Raw genomic sequence first — 20,846 nt, 5'->3', positions numbered from 1 at the left:
CCGCCCTCGGCGCCTGCATGTGACAGATGAGCCGGCGGCGCCGAAGGCACGGGCATTGTCCGCATCTCTCCTTCCCGCTTGTTACAGCATTTTTCCCAGACTCGTTGCCGCCGTCACGAAGGCGCCGGTGCCAGCGATAATGCCGGCACAGATGAAGACGCGCTTGAGCTTTGCCCACCGCTCGGTCCGTGCTGCCGGGGACTGATCGTTGTCGAGCATGATGGCGATCGCATACACCGCCACCATCAGGCCAGCGACTGTGATGCCAACCCTGGCAGCATTCTGCTGCAGCAGGCTCACAATACCGTTCAAAGCGTTGAGTGCCTCCATAGTTCCTCCTTTCTTGCTTTCAGGTGTGGTCGATCTTCTACCAAGAGGGGGGCGACGGCCTGAGCCTGTGCTCCCTCAGACCGTGGCCAGCAAGGCGGCGGCCCTGATGGCAATCCCTACCAGGTTCCCAATCCCCGTTGTGGTCGCGCCAGCGGTGGCAGCAAAGCGCGAGAGCAGGCCCGGAATCTCCGCCGTCAGATTGAGCAGCGCAATGGCCAGAATCATGCCTGTCAAACCGGTGCGTTCGGTGGCAATGAGAAATTGGAAACCCAGCTCGAATGTCAAAAATTGAAGAAACTGAGTAAATACTGTGACGACATAGGTTCGGGCCCAGAAGGCGAACCAGGGGGCCGTCTGGGGATGGAACGATAGAAGGAAGGCGGGACCGCTGAGAACGAATAATACATTAAAGAAGACAATGCGTTTGACTGCCTGAAAGATAACACGGATGAAGCTGAGTCCAAAGACCAGTGTGAGTACAAAGGAGAGGCTCAGTAGTTGGGTATTGTTGAACGATTGGCCGCCGTTCATCTGGCGGATCAGGTCCTGAACGTTTGCTGGGAGCAGGGCGCACAGCAGGTTATTCAGCATGAGAAGATCCTGTCCAATGAAGAAGCTCAGATGAATCAGCAACGCTGTCACGATGGCTTTGGCTATGAACTGACTCACCGGCATGGAGAGCGTACCGGTGCTCTGGCTGTACATGATCTGGGTCGCCCCGATGATGAGCGTCAGGACGAAAAAGGCATCGGCCACGGCTGTCATGGTGGTCCATGTTCCGATGACCACGCGGTTCGCCGTGGTGAACTCTGGAGGAGTCGTGATAAGGAGATCGACCAGGGTCTGCATGGTCTGGAAGAGCGATGTCACTGGGTCCACAGCTATTCCTCCTGCTGCGTTTCGAGTGTTTGCAGGTGTTTGCAGGCTGCAACGTGAGTGTCGCGTCTGTTGCGACAAACAGCGTAGCGAACAGACTCGGGAAGCGCCTGGGATAGGTGACGGCCTGAGCTGGGAAGATGTTTGGTAGCGGGCAGGAGGCAGACAGGACAGGAGAGGACGTTGGTGGAAGCCATGTCTGATCCCTGGCGCCCCTGGTCCCAGGCGTGGCGATGCTGACCTGCCTGGGTGCAGGGAGTGGGAGTGCTCACGTGGACGCCTGATCGCCTGGCTGTTCGCCTCAATGGAACCCAGGCACACTGGCAGTGCAAGGTCCTGCGCTCTTCTGGTGTGGCTGGCACGCCTGGCCGATGAGGCGAGTGTGGCATGTCATCAAGAATGCCATTGCAGAGAAAGAGAGAGGAGCCATTCCCATCCTGTGCGTTCTGGTGGGCCTTGAAGGACAGGCTACGGGCGTTGGTACTCCCCAGGTAGAGGGTTCAGGTGAAGTCCCTGAGTCGGGGGCCCCAGTCAGGTGCACCTTCTGCTCCTGCACTCGCCCCGTTGTGATTCCCGTGGAGAACCCTGCACTGCTCCGGGCCGTTCCCGTTCCATGCCAGTATCCTTCCTGTCCTTGTCTGCTACAGTAGCCATGTCCTTGCAAGGGCAACAGGATGTTGGTTTGTATGAAGCCTCCCCTGCACAGGGTTGACACCTGGAGGAGTGTCCCCTGTGCACGGTGGAAGCCGGGCAGCACGAGGGGACACGGTGCCGACAGGGTGAACCTGGTGGGGGAATGAGCACGGTATTCAGGAGGGGTTCTATGTCTCATCTGCTGCTCGTTGAAACGCTGATCCTGCTGCTGATGGCGTGTGCCAGTAGTATCCAAGCGATGCTGCTGTGTCGTCCGCGTTGGCGCTCGGCCAGTGCGCAGAATCTGCGCAGCTGGCGAGACCGGTGCCTGGGCTGGTCCAGGCGAATGAGGCAGGTATTCCGTGCACCATGTCAGAACGACCGGTCTCAAGAGGAACTGCGTCGGCTGCACGAAGCGATCTGGGAGCTCAACTGTCGCCTGACCCCGCTGACTGATCTCGAAGGGGACCGCGCAGCCAGAGGATGTACTCAGGAGCTGCAAGATCTGGTCAAAGTCCTTTCCCACCTGGAGGACAGCGCGCGGGTCCAACCGGGGGATGTAGAGTTCTTGCAGACATGGCTTTCAGACGTTGAGCGGCGTTCCCGTTCCCTTGCCTGCCTTCAGCAGAGCCGGCAGGACCGCCAGGAGGTCTGGAAGCTCCTCTCTGCAGCCCAGGAGGATCTGTCGGCCCTGGGAACCCGGTTCTGTGCTACCGGACAGAAGCGATTCCGAGAACTGGAGGGAGCGCTCTGGTTGCTCTCCCTCCAGAATATGGAGGAGCGCGTCCCAGCGGAGCTGTGTCTGCAGTATGCCCGGTCTCTGCAGCAGCAGGTCGCTCTCTTCTGCTGCTCTTATGCACAGGGGCTGATCTGACAGGCACGCTGATTGTTCTGTTCATACATTTGTCACGATGATCCTGTAGTGTTTGTGCACTGATGTGAAAGAGCGTACCACCTGCGCGATGGCGACCCGGCGTCAGACTGAGAGCGCATGCAGGTGGTACGACTCCATCGGCAGGGAACCCTCGTCTGGCAACGGAAGCGCCTGCTCAGCGTGGACCAGCGCGAAGAAAGCGAGGGGAATCCATGTCTGATCTGGCACATCGACTCTCTATCGATCTACAGCCGGCGTTCGCAGCCTTCTTGCAGACCATTGCTTCCCAACAACAGGGGGCGACCCAGGCCATGCTGGAGCGGCTGCGCGATGAGCAGCTTGCGACACTCAACCAGCAACGGGCGGTCTTAGAGCAGCTGGCGCTGCAAGGCAACGAAGCTGCTCTGCCTGCCGCGCTCGATGTGCTGCTGCAGGAATGGGCTGTGAAGCAGGCGTGTGAGGTGCTCCTCCTGAGTCCGGGCGACTCAATCGATCCGGCAGACCAGAACCTGCGTCAGGGGTTCTGGCACCGGCTGGAGCGTCAACGGGCCAGCCTGGTGGCAGAACTCGCCGTTCTGCTCTCCCAGGGACATGAGGAACGAGCACGGGCCGAGGTCCAGCGGAACACCCACTGGGAGCCGTTCATTCGCCAGCTCATCCAGGACCAGGCTGCTCACCAGCAATTCTGGCAACGGGCAGCCTACGACGGCCTGCTCCAGCATCGTCAGGTCCTGCAGGAGGGTCAGACCATTGCGGCCCGCTGGTCGGATGTCGCCCTCCAGGGCATCCAGCAGGCACAGGCCGGTGTCTCACAGGCCCAACAGGGGGTGCAGCAGATGTATGCTTTCGCCGGGCAGGTCCAGTCCCGCGCAGTCGACCTGCTGCGCGCAACGCACCAGCGGCAGCAGGTCGAGGTCGAAGAAGCGGTCTGGCGGCTGAACAGGAGACGATGGGGCACCAGACTGGGGTGTGCCTGTGCGATGGTGCTGGCCATTCCACTGCTGCTTCTGCTGTGCTACCTGATCCTGACTCATCTCTACTAGTCTCCTCGCCAGAGGATGCCCAGACCAGGGCTATTCCTGGCGGCTCCCTGAGCCGGGGGAGTGAGGGCGACCGTGCCCACGGTGCCATCTCGATCCTGGGTGGAGGCGCGTGCCTGAGAACAGGATCTCCAGTGCCTGTGCAGCTCAGAGAGCGGCGCAGTGCGCGCCCGTGAACAGGGTGGACGGGAAGCGTCCAGATCGTTCTCCCGAGATGCTGGGAAGGCGGCAACGCCTGCACGCTCCCCTGAGCCTGGGCAGGCAGGTATGCCTGAATGGCTACTCTGACTGTGCGGATGAGGTGTGTGGTTGAGTGGAGCAATGCGCTCTTCGGCAGAGGCTCGTTGCCAGACGGGGTCTGTCTTGAGTCGAGCGTGCGTTGCTTGCGCTCCCTCTCTCAGATGCTGGTCCTGCTGCAACCATTTCAAGAGAGAGTGTGGTTGAACCCGACAGGGTTCCTCCTCTTCTCTTGAAATGGTTTGTCTTGTCCTTGTCTGTCTGTATCCTGTCGCTGCCTCAAGAGAGGCAGCCAGGAAAGGATGCGTCTCAGTTCCCATCTCTCTTCTCTCTTGAAGTGCCCTGCTCCCCTCTCCTCTGTCTTTTCCTCAACCGGAGCGAGATGTACCAATCTCACTGCCCACGGTCCTCCTTCACGGGCAGCCAGCTCAAAGATCCCCTGATATTGCGACTGCTCCAGCAGCCTCCTCAACTTCCGATGACCCACCCCATGACTGATCGAGGGGGCTGACGAGCGGGAGGGAAGCCGCTATCACCGCCCGCCGGCCAGGCAGGACCGCCGCAACCCTGGTGAGAACAGCTCGCCAGCTTCCACAGCATCCATCGAGCGAGCGATGTCAACGGCGTTCCTGGCGAAGACGATCCGTGGCGCCTGGATCGAGCTCTGTTGCGAGCCAGAGCAGGATGCCACGCTGCTCCACGAGGCCTGCGCTCCGGGAACCAGTCATCAGAGACCCGGCGGATAGCTACGTGACACGTGACCGAGCTGGCCGGCTGGCTGGCGATGGAGAGCAGGGCCATCGCCCATCCTGGACCGACGGTCTCGCCATCGATCAGAGCGGCCATGACTCAGGGCCTGCCGCTCCTGCTGGAGCCAGGGAAGAAGGCTGTCAGCGCAGGGCTGATCAGGTGAGGGGCATCGGTGCAGTGCAGGGGACCCCCTTTCTGCTGGATGGCCTCAAGGAGGCTTTGTCCTTTGTCCTGTCTCCGAATCGGGGCCGGAAAAGGAAGGTGCTTCTGAGCTGTACGGAGGCCCGATGGGTAGAGGGCTCCTTCTGAGCAGCGCATGGTGTCCTGTCCGGCAGGCTGCCGGCGAGTGCGGGCCTGGCGGCCTGAGCCTGCCTGGGGCAATGAGTCGGCCAGGGCCGGAGCACAGGGCCCCGCCCAGGCTCTCCAGCCAGGGGCTTCGATGCAGCAGGAGGGCTATCCCCAGCGCCCTCGCCTCGACGGGGCCGTGACGGGCCCCCCGGATCACTATGCTCCAGGCCCTGCCTGGAAGCAGAGGAGACCAGGCGGAGGAGACTGCTGGCTCAACGCTGGGATTGGACCTGCCCGGCACAAGTGAGGGCAGGTCCAGTTCAGGCGACGAGCCGGGGTGGACGGACCCAGGCCCCTCGCTGGTGACCATCCTGTAATTATATGTTATTTTTATGTTATTCATATAATGAATATCATGTTCTTGATAGAATTGCATCTCGCTTCGAGGATCTCGGCACCCGGCTGCTCACGCAGCGATCCTCGAAAGGCTCTTCAGGCCGTCGGAAGGCCACAGTGGCTGACATCATGACCGCATGAGAGCGGTCACTGCTGACCGCTTTTTTGGGATGCTCGAAATGGCTTGACGGAGACCGCCTGGAATGCTATTCTAGAGGGGGTACCGTTAGAATACCTGTGAAGCCCGCTGTGGGATTGAAACTTTCACATGGTAATAACCATGACAACTCACTAGCGGCTTCGTTAGAATACCTGTGAAGCCCGCTGTGGGATTGAAACACTTTTTCACCCAACACGCCATTTTTCCCCCGTCAGGGTTAGAATACCTGTGAAGCCCGCTGTGGGATTGAAACTTCGTTACCCCATCGGCACTAAAGACATCGGTCTCCGTTAGAATACCTGTGAAGCCCGCTGTGGGATTGAAACTAAATATTTGCATAGATTGAATATTGCATGTTCGAGTTAGAATACCTGTGAAGCCCGCTGTGGGATTGAAACGATCCCTGGATGACTCCCCCTATCCCCAGAGGCGCGGTTTGAATACCTGTGAAGCCCGCTGTGGGATTGAAACGCCGGCGATAAAATCTCTAACCGGTTTTTCGTCCCTGGTCAGGATCAGCTTTGCTGACGTCTGGTGCTCAGTGTTGACCAGGCCGGCTGTGGCGTGCTTCCTGAAGGCTTCTTCCCCTCTGCTGCCCTCTGTAGTCGCCTCACGCTCATCACGCTGGCGAAGGCCGCCCTACCCCTGGTATGAGCCAGTGCCTCCCGCCTGCTTCCCGCTCTCTTCCCGTCTGCTTCCCAGGAGCTTCCCCCTGCCCTCGGGTAGAGTGGGGGTGATGTGATGATGGACGGCCCCCACGAAGGGGCAGCACCTTCGTGGCGTCCATCCAGCAGGCGGATGCACGCCTGCCTCGCCTGAGAGAGAGGCAATCCCCGTGTCCCCTCCGATTTGGACGGACACGACTCTCAGTCATGGTCCCGAAAAGCCGCGGGCTCTCTGCGAGCATGCACAGCGCTCTGCGGCGCTCGCGTGATCTGACGACAGGGCGACAGGCGACACGATGACAGCGATGCAGGATGGCAGGTCGCTCACGTGCAGCGATCTCTCCTGACCTATCGCCTGGCTTCTGTTGCTGTTGCCTTCACTCTTGTCTCCTTCTGTGTCCTGTCTATTGATGGCCTCCTTTCAAGGAGGCGAGCAGCAGGCCGGTAACGTGGCCTGTGGGCTGCTATCTACCGTCTACCGCGCATCTGGTTGCTGGACGAGAACAGCGACCAGCAGGTGCTGAGGAGATCGTGGCCAGGAGGGTTCCGGCTCTTGTGCTGCTCCGGAAGCCGATGCTTGCTTGATCGATTGGTCTTGCTGTGCTCACTCACAGCAAGCGGTCCCTTCCCTGCGGAGGTGAAACAGAAAGGAGAAGCAACCTGATGTCTGGGATGTCTTCCTGTTCGTCGCAGGACACGGCAGTCGCACTGGCCTATCTGCGTCATGCCCAGACACTCCTGGCGATGAATCAAACCCGATGCGCGACCGCCCTGCTCGAACAAGCCACGGCCTGGCTCCAGGCCCGGTTCGCAGAGGCCCCACTGCACCTGCCCTGTCGCTGCTGGTCGGTAGGGGTCGGCCTTGATACAGGCCAGCGGTCGGTCAATGAGGATTATCCGTTTGCAGTCACCTTTGACATGCCCGACGTTCGTCAGGTCCAGTCTCAGGAGCGGACGACGGTGGGAATCTTTGCCGTTGCGGATGGCATGGGAGGCCATGCTCACGGGGACGTGGCGGCAACGTGTGCCGTCCATACGTTCATCGAGACGCTCCTGCCACGTCTGCTCGAGTGCCGCGCAACCGTCTTCCATGAGCTGCGTACGCTGCTGACAGAGGGAGTGCAGGCGGCCAATCGCGCCGTCTATGCGCGCAATCGGCAGGCGGGAGCGGACGGAAGAAAGTTGATGGGGACCACTCTGACAACGGCGCTCTGTGTCGGCTCGTTGGCCCTCATCGCCAATGTGGGGGACAGTCGAACCTACCTCTTCCGGCAAGGAGTCCTCGCGCAACTATCGTCGGATCACTCGTACGTCTTCGACCAGGTAGCTGCCGGACGGCTCGCGCCGGATCAGCTCTACACGCACCCGCGCAGGAACGAGATCTACCGTTGCCTGGGAGAGACGGAAGAAGTGGCCGTTGACCTCTTCCGCCGGCAGCTTCTGGCAGGCGATTGCCTCTTGCTGTGCTCCGATGGCCTTTGGGAAATGGTGCCTGACCCATCGCAGCTGGCGGCTGTGCTTGCCTCTCCCCAGCTCTCGCCCGCGCAGATGGCGCAACGCCTGATTCAACTGGCGCTGGCTGGTGGGGGCAGAGATAACATCGGCCTGATCGTGGCTCGCTACCAACCCGATCCGTGTGGAAACGAGTGCGTTCCAGGCGCAGCCCCTCATCCGTGATGGCCCCATCTCGTGGCATCGCATGGGGACACGACCTCAAGGAGAAGCATCCATGTATCTACAGCTTCTGGCGGCGCTGCTCTTGATCCCAGCCTTCCTCGTTGTCCTGGGCATGGGGGTGCTGGTACTCTTTGAGCATCTGAGGCGCTCCAGCCATAACGGTGGCCTGCTCGACCTCGTCATCCGGGACCAGCGTTGCCGGCGAAAAAGGAGGAGGTGAGCGAAACCGTCATGCCGTATTCGCCTGCCTCTCGCTCTGCTGATGCCTCGCCTGTCCTGCAAATAGCCCTGACGGCATTGGAAGAGCGTCTTCCATCGTCGCTCGGGCCTCGGGGGTCGGTGGAGGGCGCTGCCTGCTTTCCGCAGGAGGAGGCAGCCTTCTCTGCATCGCTTGCGCTCACCCCCCTTGCTCATCCCTTGTCCCTCCTCCGTCGAGCCCGGAACTCCGCTTGCTCTCCTGCACTGCCGTCAGATTCATCCTGGTCAGCCGGTGACGCGCTGTTCTCTCCCATTTTTCCTGCTGCCGTATGGGGACGATCTGGCTGATGCCAGCCACCATACGCTGAAATCACTGGAGGCAGCGATGCAGGGATGAGGGATCTCACTCCCCCTGATCCTGTTGGGGAGTGAGATCCGCCCGCCTCCCGGGCTTGTGTCTCCCGGGCACCTGCTGCGGCCTGCAAGGTGTCTCTCTGAACTATCCTGTCCTCGAACTATCCTGTCCTCGAAAGGAGCACTCGTGTATGAGCCATATTGAAGAAGGAACAACGAACCTTGTCTTTGCCGATGTGCCTGAACTCATTGGCCAGGGGAACCATCAGGCGCTGGCGCAGCACCCCTGTCTCACGCTGCTGCGCCAGGCGATTGCTCTGGTCGCTCAGCAGTATGAGGGGGCGGTGACCGCCTCCTATCAAGACTACTGGGGCAAGGCGTATCGAACCAGCCTCGGGCTGGCCATCTGCATCCCTCGATCACCCCACCGTTCTCCCAGTCAGGCACTCCCACGTGGCCTGGGGGTGGACATCACCTCCTCTGGTCAGCTCGTCTTCCAGGGCGACCTCTGGGGAGTCGATACGAACTTCTGTCAGGACGTGCAACGCGCCATTGTGCAAAAGTACATTGCGCTGGCCACACTTGCCGCCCTCCGCCAGATGGGGTATCAGGTGACTTCGGAGGAAGAGGCAGAGACAGGACGCATCCTGATTACAGGAGTGAGCTATGCCTGAACGCATTACCATTGCCGTCCTGCCAGATGGGCAGACGCGCGTCGATTACCAGCACTTTGAGGGAGCAGCCTGCCTGCAAGCCGGGAAGGAGCTGCATGCCAGATTGCATCAGCTGGGCATTCACGTGCAACGCACAGCGTTTATGCCCAAGCCGGAACTGGGCCTGCTCACCGCTCTGGACCAGGCGACTGCCAGCGAGCAGGCTGCTACGATTGATCAGACGACCACGCTGGAGAAGCATGAGGAGCATAACGATGACCATGGAACCCTTTTCTGACCTGACACCGGACGCATCCGGCGCCTGCCCGGCAGCCTCTCCTCGTCAGGCTGCTGCACTCTACCTGGCGCTCTCGGCGGATGGGTCCTGGAAAGTCGGGACCTGTCGGGCCTGCGTGCTGCAGGAGAGAGAACGCCCGGAACGCGCCTGGGATGCAGCTGGTGACCGGGAGCTCGACTTTGACCGCGAGGCCCTCTTTGCGCACCTGGAGGCGTTCGGTGTGCAGATGGCTCGCCAGCAAGCCTACATCTGCCCGTAACGGCCCGGCGTTCCCCGCGACGCAATCCACCTCTGCCCTTGTTGTCTCCTTTCCCCTGGCCCTCTGCTTCGTATCGGCAGCGAGCTGAGGGCAGCGGGAGGGAGGTGGGCAGGGAGGCCAGCTGATCAGGATGATCACGAGCCAGTCATCTGGGAGGCAGACGAAGAGGCTGCCTCCCAGACGGACAGGCGGGCTCCACGCTGAGCCTTGTCCAGGGCTGCGGCAGGGGTCTTCTCGGGCTGAGGGACTGAGGGACTATCGTGGGGGGGAGTAGCGGCCTGGTTGAAGACCATCCTGTCCGCTGCTCCTGACGCTTCCAGGGTATCCTCTGGGAGCGGTGATGGGGGTGGGGGATGAGAGGTCTTCGGGTCTCGTTCCGCCCCCGCTCCTCCCTGGCTTGCAGCCCACGTTCATTTCACGTCATGGAAGGAGTGTCCCGTTATGGAACTTTCCAGGAAGGCGCTTCCCACCTGGTACCGGGAATTTCTCACGCTCTTTCGATCAGGAGCAAGTCACGGCTTCATTCTCACCGGCGATGTGCAGGGCGTCACTGCCCTCCAGGGAATCTCTCACCTGCGGTTTCTGCAGGGCACACTGCATACAGACGCTCGCGATATCGTTCTGACGTATCACCGGGCAGTTGGCATTACCTTTGCCTTGCCTTCGATGCGCGAACGGGCCCTGGCCCTGTTGGAGCCAGCCCTTGCTGCTCCTGCCGGTCCTCTGGTCACCGCGCTCAACGCAGGACTACCGGCAGCCGCAGCGGGAGGAGCCGTCCACCAGGAGGATCTGTTCAGCAGCGCGCGACGCCCGGCGCAGGCGCTGGCGATCATTGATCAGCTCCTGCGTCATCCTGCTGCCTGCGGACGGGTCGCAGTGATTCTGGATGGAGTAGACCTCATCTGCCCAGGCCCGCTGGTGGCACCGATGAGCGAGGAGCGGCTGGCCCTGCTGGCAACGTTGCTCTACTGGGGCCAGGATGTCAGCCTGGGGCGGCAGAACAATCCGATCTTCCTGCTCAGTCCCCGGCTGAGCAGTCTCCACCCAGATTTGCGCGCGAATGCGAGCGGCTATCGTGTCATCGAGCTGGCCCTCCCTGACGAGGCAACCCGCCGGGCCTACATTACCTGGTACCTGCAGGACTATCGCCAGGAGCAGCCCATTGCCTTGCTCGATCTGACGATCGAAGACCTGGCTCGCAATACCGCCGGCCTCAATCTCCGCCAGATTGAGGATATTCTCTTAGTCGGCGCCATTGGGACGGAAGGAGCAGCAGGAATTGGGAGCCTGGGGCCAGACGCGTCCCAGAGGCTGTCAGCGGGGGCTTCGGAAAAGCCATTGGAGGGAGGAGGGGAGACCCGGCGGCCAGGAGTCACTCGTCAACTGGTCAAAGCGCGCAAGGATGCCCTGATCCGTCAGGAATATAGCGAGACCGTGGTCATGCTCGACCCCCTGCCGGAAGGGTTCGCCGGTCTAGGCGGCCTGGACACGTTGATTGCCTGGACGCGCCAGGAGGTCATTGCACCGTTGCGTGAAGGACGACTGCGCGACGTGCCCAAAGGAGTCTTGCTGGTGGGACCTCCTGGGACGGGCAAGACGCGCTACGTTGAGGCTGCAGCCAAGGAACTGGGCTACAACGCGATGGCGCTCCGCATGGCCAGTATCCTGGGAGGAGTGGTGGGCACCTCCGAGCGCAACCTGCAGGCCATCTTCGACCTGGCCATGAGCCTGGCCCCCATGCTGCTCTTTATCGATGAGCTGGATCAGACCCATCTGGCACAGCGCGGCTCCCACTCTGGCAGCCCGGTGGCGGCCAATCTCTTTGGGGCGCTCTTGCAATGGATGGGAGACGAGGCCTTGCGCGGGCGCGTGCTGGTGGTAGCGGCGACCAATCAGCCGCATCTGCTTGATCCAGCCCTCCTACGGCCTGGACGCTTCGATGTCATCTTCCCCGTGCTCTGCCCGGATGAGGCCGGACGGCGCAGCGTCCTGCAGGTCCAGGCGCGTCTCCTGCAGGTCACGCTGAGTGAGGAAGCGCTGGAGCTGCTTGCGCGCGAAACGGACAGCTATAGTCCCGCTGATCTGGAAGCGGTCCTCAAGGAAGCACGCTTTCTGGCCAACGGCAGTGACACCTCCATTACGCTCACTGAGGCCCAGACGGCTCTGGAGAATATTCGACCGGTGACTCTGGCCCAGGTGGAACAGTTCACACGCCGCGCATTGGAGGCCTGTAACAACTTGCGCTTCCTGCCACCAGCGCTCGCCGCTCAAGAGCGGGAGCGTCGTCATCTGGCCAGACTGCACCAGCGTGCTCGTGGGCACACGCGTGAAGACGAGGGGGCAGAGGGACAGGAGGGGGATGCCCGTCAGGCCCGTTATCTCTAACTCGCTTGGTCAACTGATCGCTCAGCGGCTCTCCCATCTGCTCCAGGCTCCATCCTCCACTTCCGTTCCGACTCCCCTCATGCATCTTACATCAGGAGGTGTTCTACTCATGGATCATGTACTGATTCACTCCACGCCCGTGAACCCGACTCAGGCTGGGCCCGCTGCTTCCAGTTCTCGACGGCAGGTGGTGGCCACGCTGCTAGGAGCACACTCGTTCGAAGCCATCAATTGGCGGGCTCTGCTCCAACAAGGCGTCCTGGTTCGTTTGCGTATCCGGCGCTGCCGCTTTACTGCACGCCTCACGCTTGATGATCTGGGGATTCACATCTCAGATGAGGAGATCCGCCAGAAACTGGCAACCTGGCTGGTGCTGGGCGAGAAACGGTTGCTGCCCGAGCGCTACATGAGGGCGCTGAGTCGGATCGAGAGTAGTGCTCGCTATGCCTTACGAGAACGAGCCTTCTGGACCGAGCTGGGAGCCTTTGTCCCTGTCACTGCCTATGAGGGCTGGCGCACGACTGCAGCGCGACTCCAAGAGGAGTACTTCGCCCTCCGTGACGAGATTCTCCGTCTCTACCCTGTGCTGCTCCGCCAGGTCATGGACGAGTACGAGACCATTGCTCGGGAGATCTACCAGCGGTTGTCTCTCCCTGGAGCGCTCCCTGGCCAGGCCACGGACTCTGTCCCCCTCTCCTTTCCCTCGAGCCAGGAAGCCTTTGTCAGCGCCTACTGCGGTCGCATCCAGCAGCAAGTTCCTTCCTTGCAGCGGATCGAGCAATCCTTCGCGTTCGAGTACATGGTCTCGGAGGGAAGCGCGCAGCTAGGGGGAGCTGGCACACCGATGCCCGGTCAGGACACGGCGACTGACAGCCAGGGGGAAGCAATCGCAGCAAGCATTCAGGGGCAGGAGTACGCGCGCCAGCGAGCGGTGATGAGGCAGGACCTGCGCGCCCAGGCTGAGACGCGTGCAAACGCGCTAGAGGATGTTCTCGCCTCTGTGGTTGGTCACCTGCGCACGCTCATCTATGAAGCGGTGACCGATCTGCTTGCCACCTTGCAGCGGCGTGGGGGCACCTCGTTCTCTCCTCGTTCGGTCGTCCAGCTCAAGCACCTGATGACGCAAATTCGCTCCCTGAATTTCTACGGCGATCAGGAGGTAGAGCGGATCATGGAGCATCTCCAGGAGATCGTCGAGCTCCGTCCGGCGGAGCGACAACGGAGCCTCCCAGAGATTCAACGGGTGCTGCGATCGATCGCCATCACCACCCGGCAGACGTTGCTGGATCTGGAAGAGGAGCCACGAGCCCCTCATGAAGTGGAGGTGCCTGATCTGCTCCTGGTGCCTGAGGCCGCCGTCCGTCAGGCCCGCGCAGAACTGGGGCTGGATCGTGCCATGCTGCCATCCGCTGGTCTGTATACGGACGAGCTGGCATTCCGACAACAGCGCGCCGAAGCCGCTGCTCCTGGAGCTGACTGCCCCGAAACGCTGTGGCAGGAGCCGCCGCGTGCGCCGCGGATGAGTGCTTCCTAGCCTGCTGGTCTGCTCAAGCCTGGCTGCCGGGGAAACGGGACGTGTTTCTCTCGATAGATCAGGCTTGAACTATCAAAAGCCGTTCGAAAGGAGCAACGCATGAAATTTGTCACCAGTATTGAAAGCCTCAAACGCTCTGTCGCCCTGGCCTCGCGGGCCATCGACAGGAGGGGCCCCTGGCCTCTGGCTGACCACCTCTTGCTCTCGGCGGAAGCCGGTGGCAGGGTGACGGTCGAGGCGACCGGCTTCCAGCTGAGCCTCTGCGCCTACCTGCCCGCCGCTCAGGTGCAGGAGGAAGGCCAGATTGCGGTCCCTGCCCGCCCGTTGCGGGAAGTGCTCAGATCTTTCCCCTCCTCTGGCTTCCTGACAGTGGAAGCCCGGTTGCTTGATGACAAGGCCATCTTCTCCGATGCTTCGTCCAGTACCGGCATGTGTGTGACTTTGCAAGGGTCCGATCCCAGCGAGTTCCCCCGTCTGCCGACTATGCCTGCCAGCCCGCTGCGACTTCAGGCCTCCCAGCTTCGCCAAGCCATCCAGCGTATCATCTTCGCGGCAGCCCGAGATGCATCAAGACCCGCGTTACAGGGGGTCCTGTGCCAGCTTGGGACCACCATGACCCTCGTGGCGGCTGATCCGTTCCGGCTTGCCTGTACGGCGCTTCCCTGCGTCGGCAAGGCTGACGAGACGGAAGCGGGCCAGGAGCTGCTGATTCCTGCCTCGGCGCTGGCGGAGCTTGCCCGTCTGCTCCCGCATGCAGGAACGATTGAGATGGGCATGCTCCCCTCCCGGGTGCTTTTCCAGACTGAGCAGATAGCCCTGGCTGCTCGTCTCCTGCCTGACACCTACCCGGCGTATAAGGGCATCCTTCCCAAGGATCCCTACCCGTTCCGGGTCGTGCTTGAACGCGAACCCCTCCTGGCACAGCTCAAAACGGCAGCGGTTGTTGCGCAGGAGAGCGCGCTCATCGTGCGGCTGCGCTTTGAAGCGTTCGATGCAGAAGAGGCAGAATCGTCGGGGGAATCAGGGCTGCCAGGGAAGGTCGTCATCACCACCACCGCAGACCAGCTCGGAGAGACCAGCAGTTCCCTCAAGGCCAGGATCGAGGTGAAGGGGCTAGCGTTCCCTGCGGCCACCGAAATCTGCTGTAACATCCTCTACCTCCTCGAGGTGCTCGAGGCACTGGCCTGTTCCAAAGTGAAGCAGGTGGCCATCGAATGGATCACGCCCAGTCGTCCGATCGTGCTGCGTCCTGTCGATTCCTGCGAGGCCGCCTACCTGATCATGCCCATGATCTCCTCCTCTCCTCGGACCAGCTCTGTTCCCACCCACGGCGGGGCAGAGCCGGGCAGGTCCCCCTCACTCTGAGGCCGTCTGGCAAACAAGCAAGAAAGAAAGGAGAAGCAAAGGATGGAGCAGAATCAGCCAAAGTGGCCTGGTGTGGCAGCAATTGTGGGGGATGCGGACCTCTACTGCGTCTCCTGTGCGCTCAAGCGGTATGGCCCTGGTATTCAGGACCTGGTGGAGGACAGGGACACTGCTGGCGAGCTCCTGGATGACGAAGGCAACCCTCTCGGGGTCGTGCTTCGCTTCAGTGAGGACCTCCACGCCCAGTACTGCGGCGCCTGTCACACGCGGCTCTGTGACGAAGATTGCTGCTGCTACCAGACTGAAGTGGCCTGGGAGAGTCAGCAGGATGACGAGGGGGAGAGCGAGGAAGCAGAGGAATGACGCTCCTGCATGCAGGGAGCGCTGCTCACGGACCCGCGCTGGCCTTGCTCCTGAGAGTGAACACCGTGAGCGCCTTCTGCGCAGCTGCTCTTCCCTCCCAGCGCAGGAGCAGGCCGGTCTAGCCTCTCCTTGTGCGCTTGTCCCCATTGGGGTCATCTTCTTTTGTATGTTACTGCTGCTGACCAGGAAAGAAGGAGGTGGCTATGCGCATCGCCATCGAGCTGGTGATTCCCTCCTGGAAGGAGGCCCAGCAAGACCCGAACATTCCCTTTCTCTTCGATCTTCCCTGGTTGATCACACGCCCGGACTTTTGCTGGCTCACGCTCACTCTCCCAGACACGACCTCCTGGAGCGTGCAGGTACCTCCTGCCTGCCCCGATCTGCGGCAGGACTATCTGCTCCAGTACCGGCAAAGCGGACGGCCTGCCTGGAGCTGGACCCTGGACGAACAGCAGCTGGTGGGCCATCCCGTCTTTCTCCGGCTCGGGAGGGAACTCGACCGGCTCCTCCGCGAAGAGCTGCGTGGGGTCTTCCATGCCCAGGTAGGCCCGATGATAATCTGCCTTCGCCACGAGCCCGGACGCGGTTGCTGAAGAGCAAAGCGGAGCACTGCTGTCCTCCGGGAGCGATGGCGCGAGCGTTTGCTCATCCTCAAGGCGCGCTGTCCGGCCCCAGAGCATGCTGAGAGAGCAGCCAGCGGCCAAATCGTGATCCTCGAACAGGCCGCCGGGAACCCCTGGATGAATCCAGGGGAGGAAGGCGACTCTCCCTCTCTGCCCGAGCCATTCCCCCAAGCGCACACCGTGTGCTCTCGATGCCAGCGTCTGGGCTGATTCGGTCAGACGCACGATCATCCAGCCCGGCTCGCACGGGGTGCCTCACCGTCCGACTCCTCTCGCGCGGGCCCGGCATTCTCAACGAGACTCGCTCTCCTGAACCAGAAAGGACCATCCCTATGAAAGCACCAACACGCCCAATGCATCATGAGGCCCTATCCCCTTTCATGCCACCACTGTCCGAGGCGGAGGCCCAGGAGCAGGCTCGCCTGCTCAAGGCGCTGGCGGACCCGCAGCGGTTGCGTCTGCTGAGTCTGCTGCGCCAGCACGGGGGGGTGATCTGCGTCTTGGAGCTGGCACGCGCCTGCACCCTGGAACAATCGACCATCTCTCATCATCTGCGCCTCCTCCGCGAGGCCGGGCTGGTGGGCTGCCACAAGCAGGGGCTGTGGGCCTACTACTACGTGAAGCGCGAGGCGCTCGAACGGGCTGGCAAGATCATTGCGGATCTCTCCTGACCTCCTGGGGTCTCGTGCGACCACCCCCTGCCCCACCACCCTACCCAGGCTTCCCAGCGGAGCTCGCCTGGCAAGAGCCTGGGTGCGTCAACGTCGCTGAGACGAAAGGGAAGAGGCGATGGAAGGAATAGCCCAGCGTCTTGGTCGGAGGACCACTGATGTGCAGAGAGAGGCGATCGCAGGAGACCAGTGCCGTATCCCTTCTGCCGCCTGATTGCTGCACGAGACAGGCTCTGAAGGAGAACTATCTCCCCCCTCTCTCCTGCTTCCGAGGGCCTCTTCCTGACAGAGCGCGCTCTTGAACGTTCCCTGGGACCATCAGGCCCCAGGGAGGATACCTGGAAGACCTGAAGGAGAACAACGATGCACGACTCATCATCCTGGTCCTGTCAGACCCATCAACATCTGCTCCTCGTGGAATCGCTGGAAGCTCTCCTACTGGAAGCAGCACCCGCAGGAGCCTGCTTTGCGAACGCTCTGCGGGTGCTCCGGTCCTCACAGCGGTCTGACCTGCGCTATGTGGAAGGATGGTACGTCGTCCTGGTCCAGGAGGCCCAGTACCATCCCCGGCTTGGATCGCTGATGGGCTCGCTCAGCGTCACGCTCAGCCAGCATGGCTGGTTGGAAGTGGAAGCCGACGGAGGATCAACGGGCATTCTGGACCCAACGCTGGCGCAAGAGCTGCTGATGCACCCCCTCCCTATCTGGACCCTCTACTTTCCAGGGGTGCGCTACTGCCAGCCCAAAGTGGAGCAGTTACTCACGCAGACGGACACCCTCCCGCTGATCTGGACAGACGGTCGAGCAGCAGCGTTGAGAAGCTATCAGAAGGCGTATCAGAGGAGTTGTCTGGTAGCTGCAAGTGTGTTGGCCTGCCAACGCACAGGACTGGCTGGTTCCGCGTCTGTTGCAGCCCAGGCCGTCATAGCGGAGTGGCTCCGGCTCCCTCCCTTGAGCCTGCCTGTTGGACCCCAGGATACAGGCGGCTCTGGAGGAACCAGACAAGAAGAGCAGGAAGCGTAAGCGATGGAACCTCCGAAACGTTCTCCATTGGTCCAACTCGTTCAGCGCACTCGGGCCATTGTGGAGGCTGCCGGACTCCTCCCGTTCCTGGATGCCGTGCCCGCGTCCCCGGCCCATTTCTTTCGCCTGGATCTGGCCCATGAGCCCTATGAGCCTCTGATCATCGCGGCGTGGATTCTACCAGCACCCCTGCCCGGCGAGCGCTATCGGCTACAGGTGGCCCATGTGGGCTGGACCAGCCGAGGGCTGCCTTTTCCTGACCCTGAGCTTGAACTGGCCGTCATGGCCGCTGGGGAAGCGCCGCTGCCCGTCCGCATGAGGCAAACAGTGCTCGGCATCCGAGAAACGCCGTTCCTCCAGCCTGATCTCTCTCAGGATCAACGGGCAGTGCGAGATGCCTCCGAGCTGTGGAGCGCCTGGGCACGAGCACTCCGCTGGCAGCGCTGGGAGCAAGCCGCCGCGGAGGCCCGGCCCCGACTGCAGACCGTGCTGGTGTCACCTGATGACGATGCGGATGCGCACTGGCTCGAAACAGCGTTGTGCCAGACGGTGCCGCTCTTACGGGAGGACCAGGCCCACCTGCTGATCAGCGCCCCACGCAGTGCCCTCCGACAAGGAGGGGCTGATGTCCAGCTTCTCTGCTGCAACCAGATGGACAGGCTGGCATCTGCCCTCCGTTCGTGGGGCGTTTCCTTCCGGGTCGCGGCACGGAAGGAAGAGGGATGACCAACGCGCTCTGGGAGACTCACCAGTCCTGTGCTCTCAGGACCGCTTTGCTAATGCTGATTCACCAGAAAAAAGGAGGGTACTTACTTTGCGCATCACCATCCACCTGGCCGTTTCCTCCTGGAAGGAGGTCGAGCGGGACTCACAGCTCCAGTTTCTCCTCGATCCTTCCTGGCTCTGCACACGCCCTGACTTTTGTTGGCTCTGCCTGACGCTCTCGGACATCGACACCACCTGGAGCTTGCAGGTGCATGCTGACAGCGGTCTCCGGCAGGTTCCTCGCAAGCGGAGCATGCTGCTCCAGCGCCAGAGGATCGGCCAGCTTCCCGAGCACTGGCTCCTGTGCGGCGAAGCCGTTCTGGCCCATCCCGTCTTCCTCCAACTTGGGCGGGCGCTGCACCGTCTCTTGGGCGGAGAGACGCAAGGGGTCTTCCGTGCCCAGGTCGGCACGATGACAGTCTGCCTTCAGCAGCGGCCCGCGAGCGCAAGCCGCTCCCGAGGGGCGGGTCAGGATGCTGGGACTTCCTGAGCGTGCCGTGCCCGGCAGAGGCTCCGCCGCTCTCTGCCGGTGTCATCTGTTCCCCTCCCTGCCTGCCAGCTGTGGGGGAATGGTTTGCTGAAAGAATCGAAAGGAGCTGCTATGACGATTGAGGAACAATGGCACGGGCTTTCCAGCCAGCTGGGAGGGCGTCGCCTGCGCCTGCCCACACCGCCAGCCTGTCTCTCCCTCCTGGAACGGGCCCGGCAGGCGGGCATCCAGGTGGGAGACCTCTTCGTCGTCTCTCGTCCCCTCGTTCCCCAGGCGCAGGGCGGCTATGAACTGTCCACTGGCCGCCTGTGGTGTCACGATGATGCCCGTCTGGAGGAGGCGGAGCGTTCCCTTACAGCTTTCGCCGTCAGCAGGGGCGCCTGTGGCCAGAGGAGGTGTGGGGAGGTGAGGCTGGCAGGCTTGGCGAGGCAGCAACCTGATTGCGCGCTTTTCCTGCTCTTGCCTGCTCGAAGGGGATCGTTTGCTGAAAGGAACCACCCTGCCTGTGAAAGCATAGCGGAAGCGGCAGCCCGCCATGAGAGTCAGTGATCCCCCAGGCGGGGTCCCAGCAGGAGTGGATCTGGCGGGCTCCTGTGCTATACTGAGCTGGTGAATGGAAGATGGAAGAGAGAAGGGGAAGAAAGGAAGGAGTGAGCGATGCATTCACAAGAACCACCCTGGCTACCGTACCAGGGGTGGCCTAACAGCCCCACCTGGGACTGCTGGACGGTGCTCACCTCTGACGAGGAAACCCGGCAGCAACTCGACTCGATCGCTGATGCCGCCGCGGCAGCTCAGTGCCTCCAGCGGTGGGTGAAAAGCCAGCTCCAGCGTTTTCTGGGTGCCGAGCCTGTGGCCCACGGAGTAGTGCTCCTGGCAGCTCACTGGGCGACCGATCCCGCGCGGCGCATCGATTGGAGTCGCGTGGCAGCGGCCCTGCAGGGAGAGGGAGCTGACTGCTCCTTGACGCCCCTAGAGGCGACAGCAGTAGAGGCGCTCCGCTCTGCCAGGCAGGAGCTGCCCTCAGATCCATCGCTCTCCCTCTCCTTCTGGTGGGACAGCCTGGCTCGCCGCTGGGCTGAGCAGCCAGAGCTACGGCTGCAGACCAGCCCGCTGGGAACATTGGCCCGATCCATCATTGAGAGCTATGCTCATGCAGTCGACTGGTCTCGCCTGGTGCAGGCGCTGCGGGAGGAATAGGGTGGGGGAGAGCAGGACCGATTGCGGTCGAGTCGAGTTGCTCAGAGCACGGCTGTCCAGGGAGAAGGAAAAGCCCAGTGGCCTAGTCCAACTACCGTGATGACGAAGCGGTCAGAGACAGGGAGGCGACCTGTGGTGTGGCGACGGAGGCCAGCTTCCCTGTCCAGCCGCCTCTCCTCCTCTCCTGCTGTAGGAGTCGAGGCTTTTTTTTATTTTTGGGAGGCGACCTGTTCGCTGGTGGACCGGACCAGCAACGACAGGAAGCAACTGATCCTGGGAAGACAGAAACCGGCATGGCACGATCAGAAGAGAAAGCAGCAGTCACAGGAGAGGACTGATCAGGTGGGGAACCTTACCAGCAGACGCTGGCATCCCCTTATCCCTCTCTCCGAGTGGCCCCAGGCGCTGGCCCTCCTCAAGCAAGGAGTCTCCCTGCGCCAAGTCGCAGCGCAGTTCGGCGTCTCCTATGAAAGCGTGCGGCGCGTGCAACGTGCCTGGCATGAGCTGCAACAGAAGGGGTCTCTCTTGCAAGGAGAATGGTCGTAATAGGCCTCTCCTTGGTCAGAAGAGAAGAGCAGCAGGGCAGAGCGGTGCCCTGTCCTGGCCGAAGCCATAGATCCGGCCCTTGCAGGGAAAGGCCGAAACGCTCACCGATGGAGGAGTTCGCGAGATTACCCAGCCCCACCGGCAGCGAGCTTGCAGGGAGGAGGAAGCCCAGGCAGGTGCACGAGAGAGAGTC

Annotated in this window: 22 protein-coding genes and 1 CRISPR repeat array; of the genes, 20 read left to right on the top strand and 2 right to left on the bottom strand. The window is 61.9% G+C overall.

Going from position 1 to position 20,846, the window contains the following annotated elements; translation table 11 throughout:
• Nucleotides 1-81: 81 nt before the first annotated feature.
• Both N688_RS11985 and N688_RS11980 read right to left on the bottom strand, forming a co-directional pair.
• Nucleotides 82-330, bottom strand: coding sequence for a hypothetical protein (locus N688_RS11985; RefSeq protein WP_052889503.1), 249 nt, complete (start codon nucleotides 328-330; stop codon nucleotides 82-84).
• A gap of 75 nt (nucleotides 331-405) precedes the next feature.
• Entirely contained in the window at nucleotides 406-1,209 is an 804-nt protein-coding gene (locus N688_RS11980) for a hypothetical protein (protein WP_052889502.1), read from the bottom strand.
• An 820-nt stretch (nucleotides 1,210-2,029) separates the two neighbouring features.
• Between N688_RS11980 and N688_RS23180 the strand changes: the two genes are divergently transcribed.
• The 20 genes from N688_RS23180 to N688_RS23175 all read left to right on the top strand — a co-directional run bounded on the left by N688_RS23180 (nucleotide 2,030) and on the right by N688_RS23175 (nucleotide 20,653).
• Nucleotides 2,030-2,713, top strand: a complete 684-nt coding sequence (locus N688_RS23180) for an FH2 domain-containing protein (RefSeq protein WP_052889501.1) — start codon at nucleotides 2,030-2,032, stop codon at nucleotides 2,711-2,713.
• 212 nt (nucleotides 2,714-2,925) lie between these two features.
• Nucleotides 2,926-3,756, top strand: a complete 831-nt coding sequence (locus tag N688_RS11970; protein WP_052889500.1) for a hypothetical protein — start codon at nucleotides 2,926-2,928, stop codon at nucleotides 3,754-3,756.
• 991 nt (nucleotides 3,757-4,747) lie between these two features.
• Complete coding sequence (locus tag N688_RS22830; RefSeq protein ID WP_156025396.1) at nucleotides 4,748-4,903, top strand: hypothetical protein; 156 nt, start codon at nucleotides 4,748-4,750, stop codon at nucleotides 4,901-4,903.
• Nucleotides 4,904-5,649: 746 nt separating this feature from the next.
• Nucleotides 5,650-6,055: a CRISPR direct-repeat array (repeat unit 37 nt; unit sequence GTTAGAATACCTGTGAAGCCCGCTGTGGGATTGAAAC).
• Between the two features lie 857 nt (nucleotides 6,056-6,912).
• The gene (locus tag N688_RS11955) at nucleotides 6,913-7,926 is read left to right on the top strand and encodes a PP2C family protein-serine/threonine phosphatase (RefSeq protein ID WP_052889497.1); all 1,014 of its coding nucleotides are present in this window, start codon (nucleotides 6,913-6,915) and stop codon (nucleotides 7,924-7,926) included.
• A gap of 52 nt (nucleotides 7,927-7,978) precedes the next feature.
• Nucleotides 7,979-8,146: a hypothetical protein gene (locus N688_RS22825; RefSeq protein ID WP_156025395.1), complete on the top strand. Its 168-nt coding sequence runs from the start codon at nucleotides 7,979-7,981 to the stop codon at nucleotides 8,144-8,146.
• A 523-nt stretch (nucleotides 8,147-8,669) separates the two neighbouring features.
• On the top strand, nucleotides 8,670-9,152 hold the full coding sequence (locus N688_RS11945; RefSeq protein ID WP_052889495.1) for a hypothetical protein: 483 nt from the start codon (nucleotides 8,670-8,672) through the stop codon (nucleotides 9,150-9,152).
• Nucleotides 9,145-9,429 (top strand): hypothetical protein, encoded by a 285-nt coding sequence (locus N688_RS11940; RefSeq protein WP_052889494.1) that lies wholly within the window; start codon nucleotides 9,145-9,147, stop codon nucleotides 9,427-9,429. The genes N688_RS11945 and N688_RS11940 overlap by 8 nt, the downstream gene beginning before the upstream one ends.
• Nucleotides 9,407-9,688: a hypothetical protein gene (locus N688_RS11935; protein WP_156025394.1), complete on the top strand. Its 282-nt coding sequence runs from the start codon at nucleotides 9,407-9,409 to the stop codon at nucleotides 9,686-9,688. Before N688_RS11940 ends, N688_RS11935 begins: the two co-directional genes overlap by 23 nt.
• A gap of 441 nt (nucleotides 9,689-10,129) precedes the next feature.
• Nucleotides 10,130-12,073, top strand: coding sequence for an ATP-binding protein (locus N688_RS11930; RefSeq protein WP_052889492.1), 1,944 nt, complete (start codon nucleotides 10,130-10,132; stop codon nucleotides 12,071-12,073).
• 109 nt (nucleotides 12,074-12,182) lie between these two features.
• Nucleotides 12,183-13,607 carry a hypothetical protein gene (locus N688_RS11925; protein WP_052889491.1) on the top strand — a complete coding sequence of 475 codons (1,425 nt, stop codon included), beginning with the start codon at nucleotides 12,183-12,185 and terminating at the stop codon, nucleotides 13,605-13,607.
• Nucleotides 13,608-13,706: 99 nt separating this feature from the next.
• A complete protein-coding gene (dnaN, locus tag N688_RS11920; RefSeq protein ID WP_052889490.1) occupies nucleotides 13,707-14,972 on the top strand; it encodes a DNA polymerase III subunit beta in 1,266 nt (421 codons plus the stop codon).
• Between the two features lie 42 nt (nucleotides 14,973-15,014).
• Nucleotides 15,015-15,335: a hypothetical protein gene (locus tag N688_RS11915; protein ID WP_052889489.1), complete on the top strand. Its 321-nt coding sequence runs from the start codon at nucleotides 15,015-15,017 to the stop codon at nucleotides 15,333-15,335.
• A 203-nt stretch (nucleotides 15,336-15,538) separates the two neighbouring features.
• On the top strand, nucleotides 15,539-15,928 hold the full coding sequence (locus N688_RS11910) for a hypothetical protein (RefSeq protein WP_052889488.1): 390 nt from the start codon (nucleotides 15,539-15,541) through the stop codon (nucleotides 15,926-15,928).
• 362 nt (nucleotides 15,929-16,290) lie between these two features.
• Nucleotides 16,291-16,629: an ArsR/SmtB family transcription factor gene (locus N688_RS11905; protein WP_052889487.1), complete on the top strand. Its 339-nt coding sequence runs from the start codon at nucleotides 16,291-16,293 to the stop codon at nucleotides 16,627-16,629.
• Nucleotides 16,630-16,992: 363 nt separating this feature from the next.
• Nucleotides 16,993-17,652, top strand: coding sequence for a hypothetical protein (locus tag N688_RS11900; RefSeq protein WP_052889486.1), 660 nt, complete (start codon nucleotides 16,993-16,995; stop codon nucleotides 17,650-17,652).
• A 3-nt stretch (nucleotides 17,653-17,655) separates the two neighbouring features.
• Nucleotides 17,656-18,378: a DUF6908 domain-containing protein gene (locus N688_RS11895; protein ID WP_052889485.1), complete on the top strand. Its 723-nt coding sequence runs from the start codon at nucleotides 17,656-17,658 to the stop codon at nucleotides 18,376-18,378.
• Nucleotides 18,379-18,466: 88 nt separating this feature from the next.
• Nucleotides 18,467-18,907 (top strand): hypothetical protein, encoded by a 441-nt coding sequence (locus tag N688_RS11890; RefSeq protein ID WP_052889484.1) that lies wholly within the window; start codon nucleotides 18,467-18,469, stop codon nucleotides 18,905-18,907.
• A 111-nt stretch (nucleotides 18,908-19,018) separates the two neighbouring features.
• The gene (locus tag N688_RS22820) at nucleotides 19,019-19,456 is read left to right on the top strand and encodes a hypothetical protein (RefSeq protein WP_156025393.1); all 438 of its coding nucleotides are present in this window, start codon (nucleotides 19,019-19,021) and stop codon (nucleotides 19,454-19,456) included.
• Between the two features lie 108 nt (nucleotides 19,457-19,564).
• Nucleotides 19,565-20,107 carry a hypothetical protein gene (locus N688_RS11880; RefSeq protein WP_052889482.1) on the top strand — a complete coding sequence of 181 codons (543 nt, stop codon included), beginning with the start codon at nucleotides 19,565-19,567 and terminating at the stop codon, nucleotides 20,105-20,107.
• A 342-nt stretch (nucleotides 20,108-20,449) separates the two neighbouring features.
• Nucleotides 20,450-20,653 (top strand): helix-turn-helix domain-containing protein, encoded by a 204-nt coding sequence (locus N688_RS23175; RefSeq protein WP_162179550.1) that lies wholly within the window; start codon nucleotides 20,450-20,452, stop codon nucleotides 20,651-20,653.
• Nucleotides 20,654-20,846 lie beyond the last annotated feature (193 nt).

This window comes from Thermogemmatispora carboxidivorans (assembly GCF_000702505.1).
Lineage (GTDB): Bacteria > Chloroflexota > Ktedonobacteria > Ktedonobacterales > Ktedonobacteraceae > Thermogemmatispora > Thermogemmatispora carboxidivorans.
The sequence above is the reverse complement of the archived record's forward strand: the minus strand, read 5'-3'. Positions and strand labels throughout refer to the sequence as shown.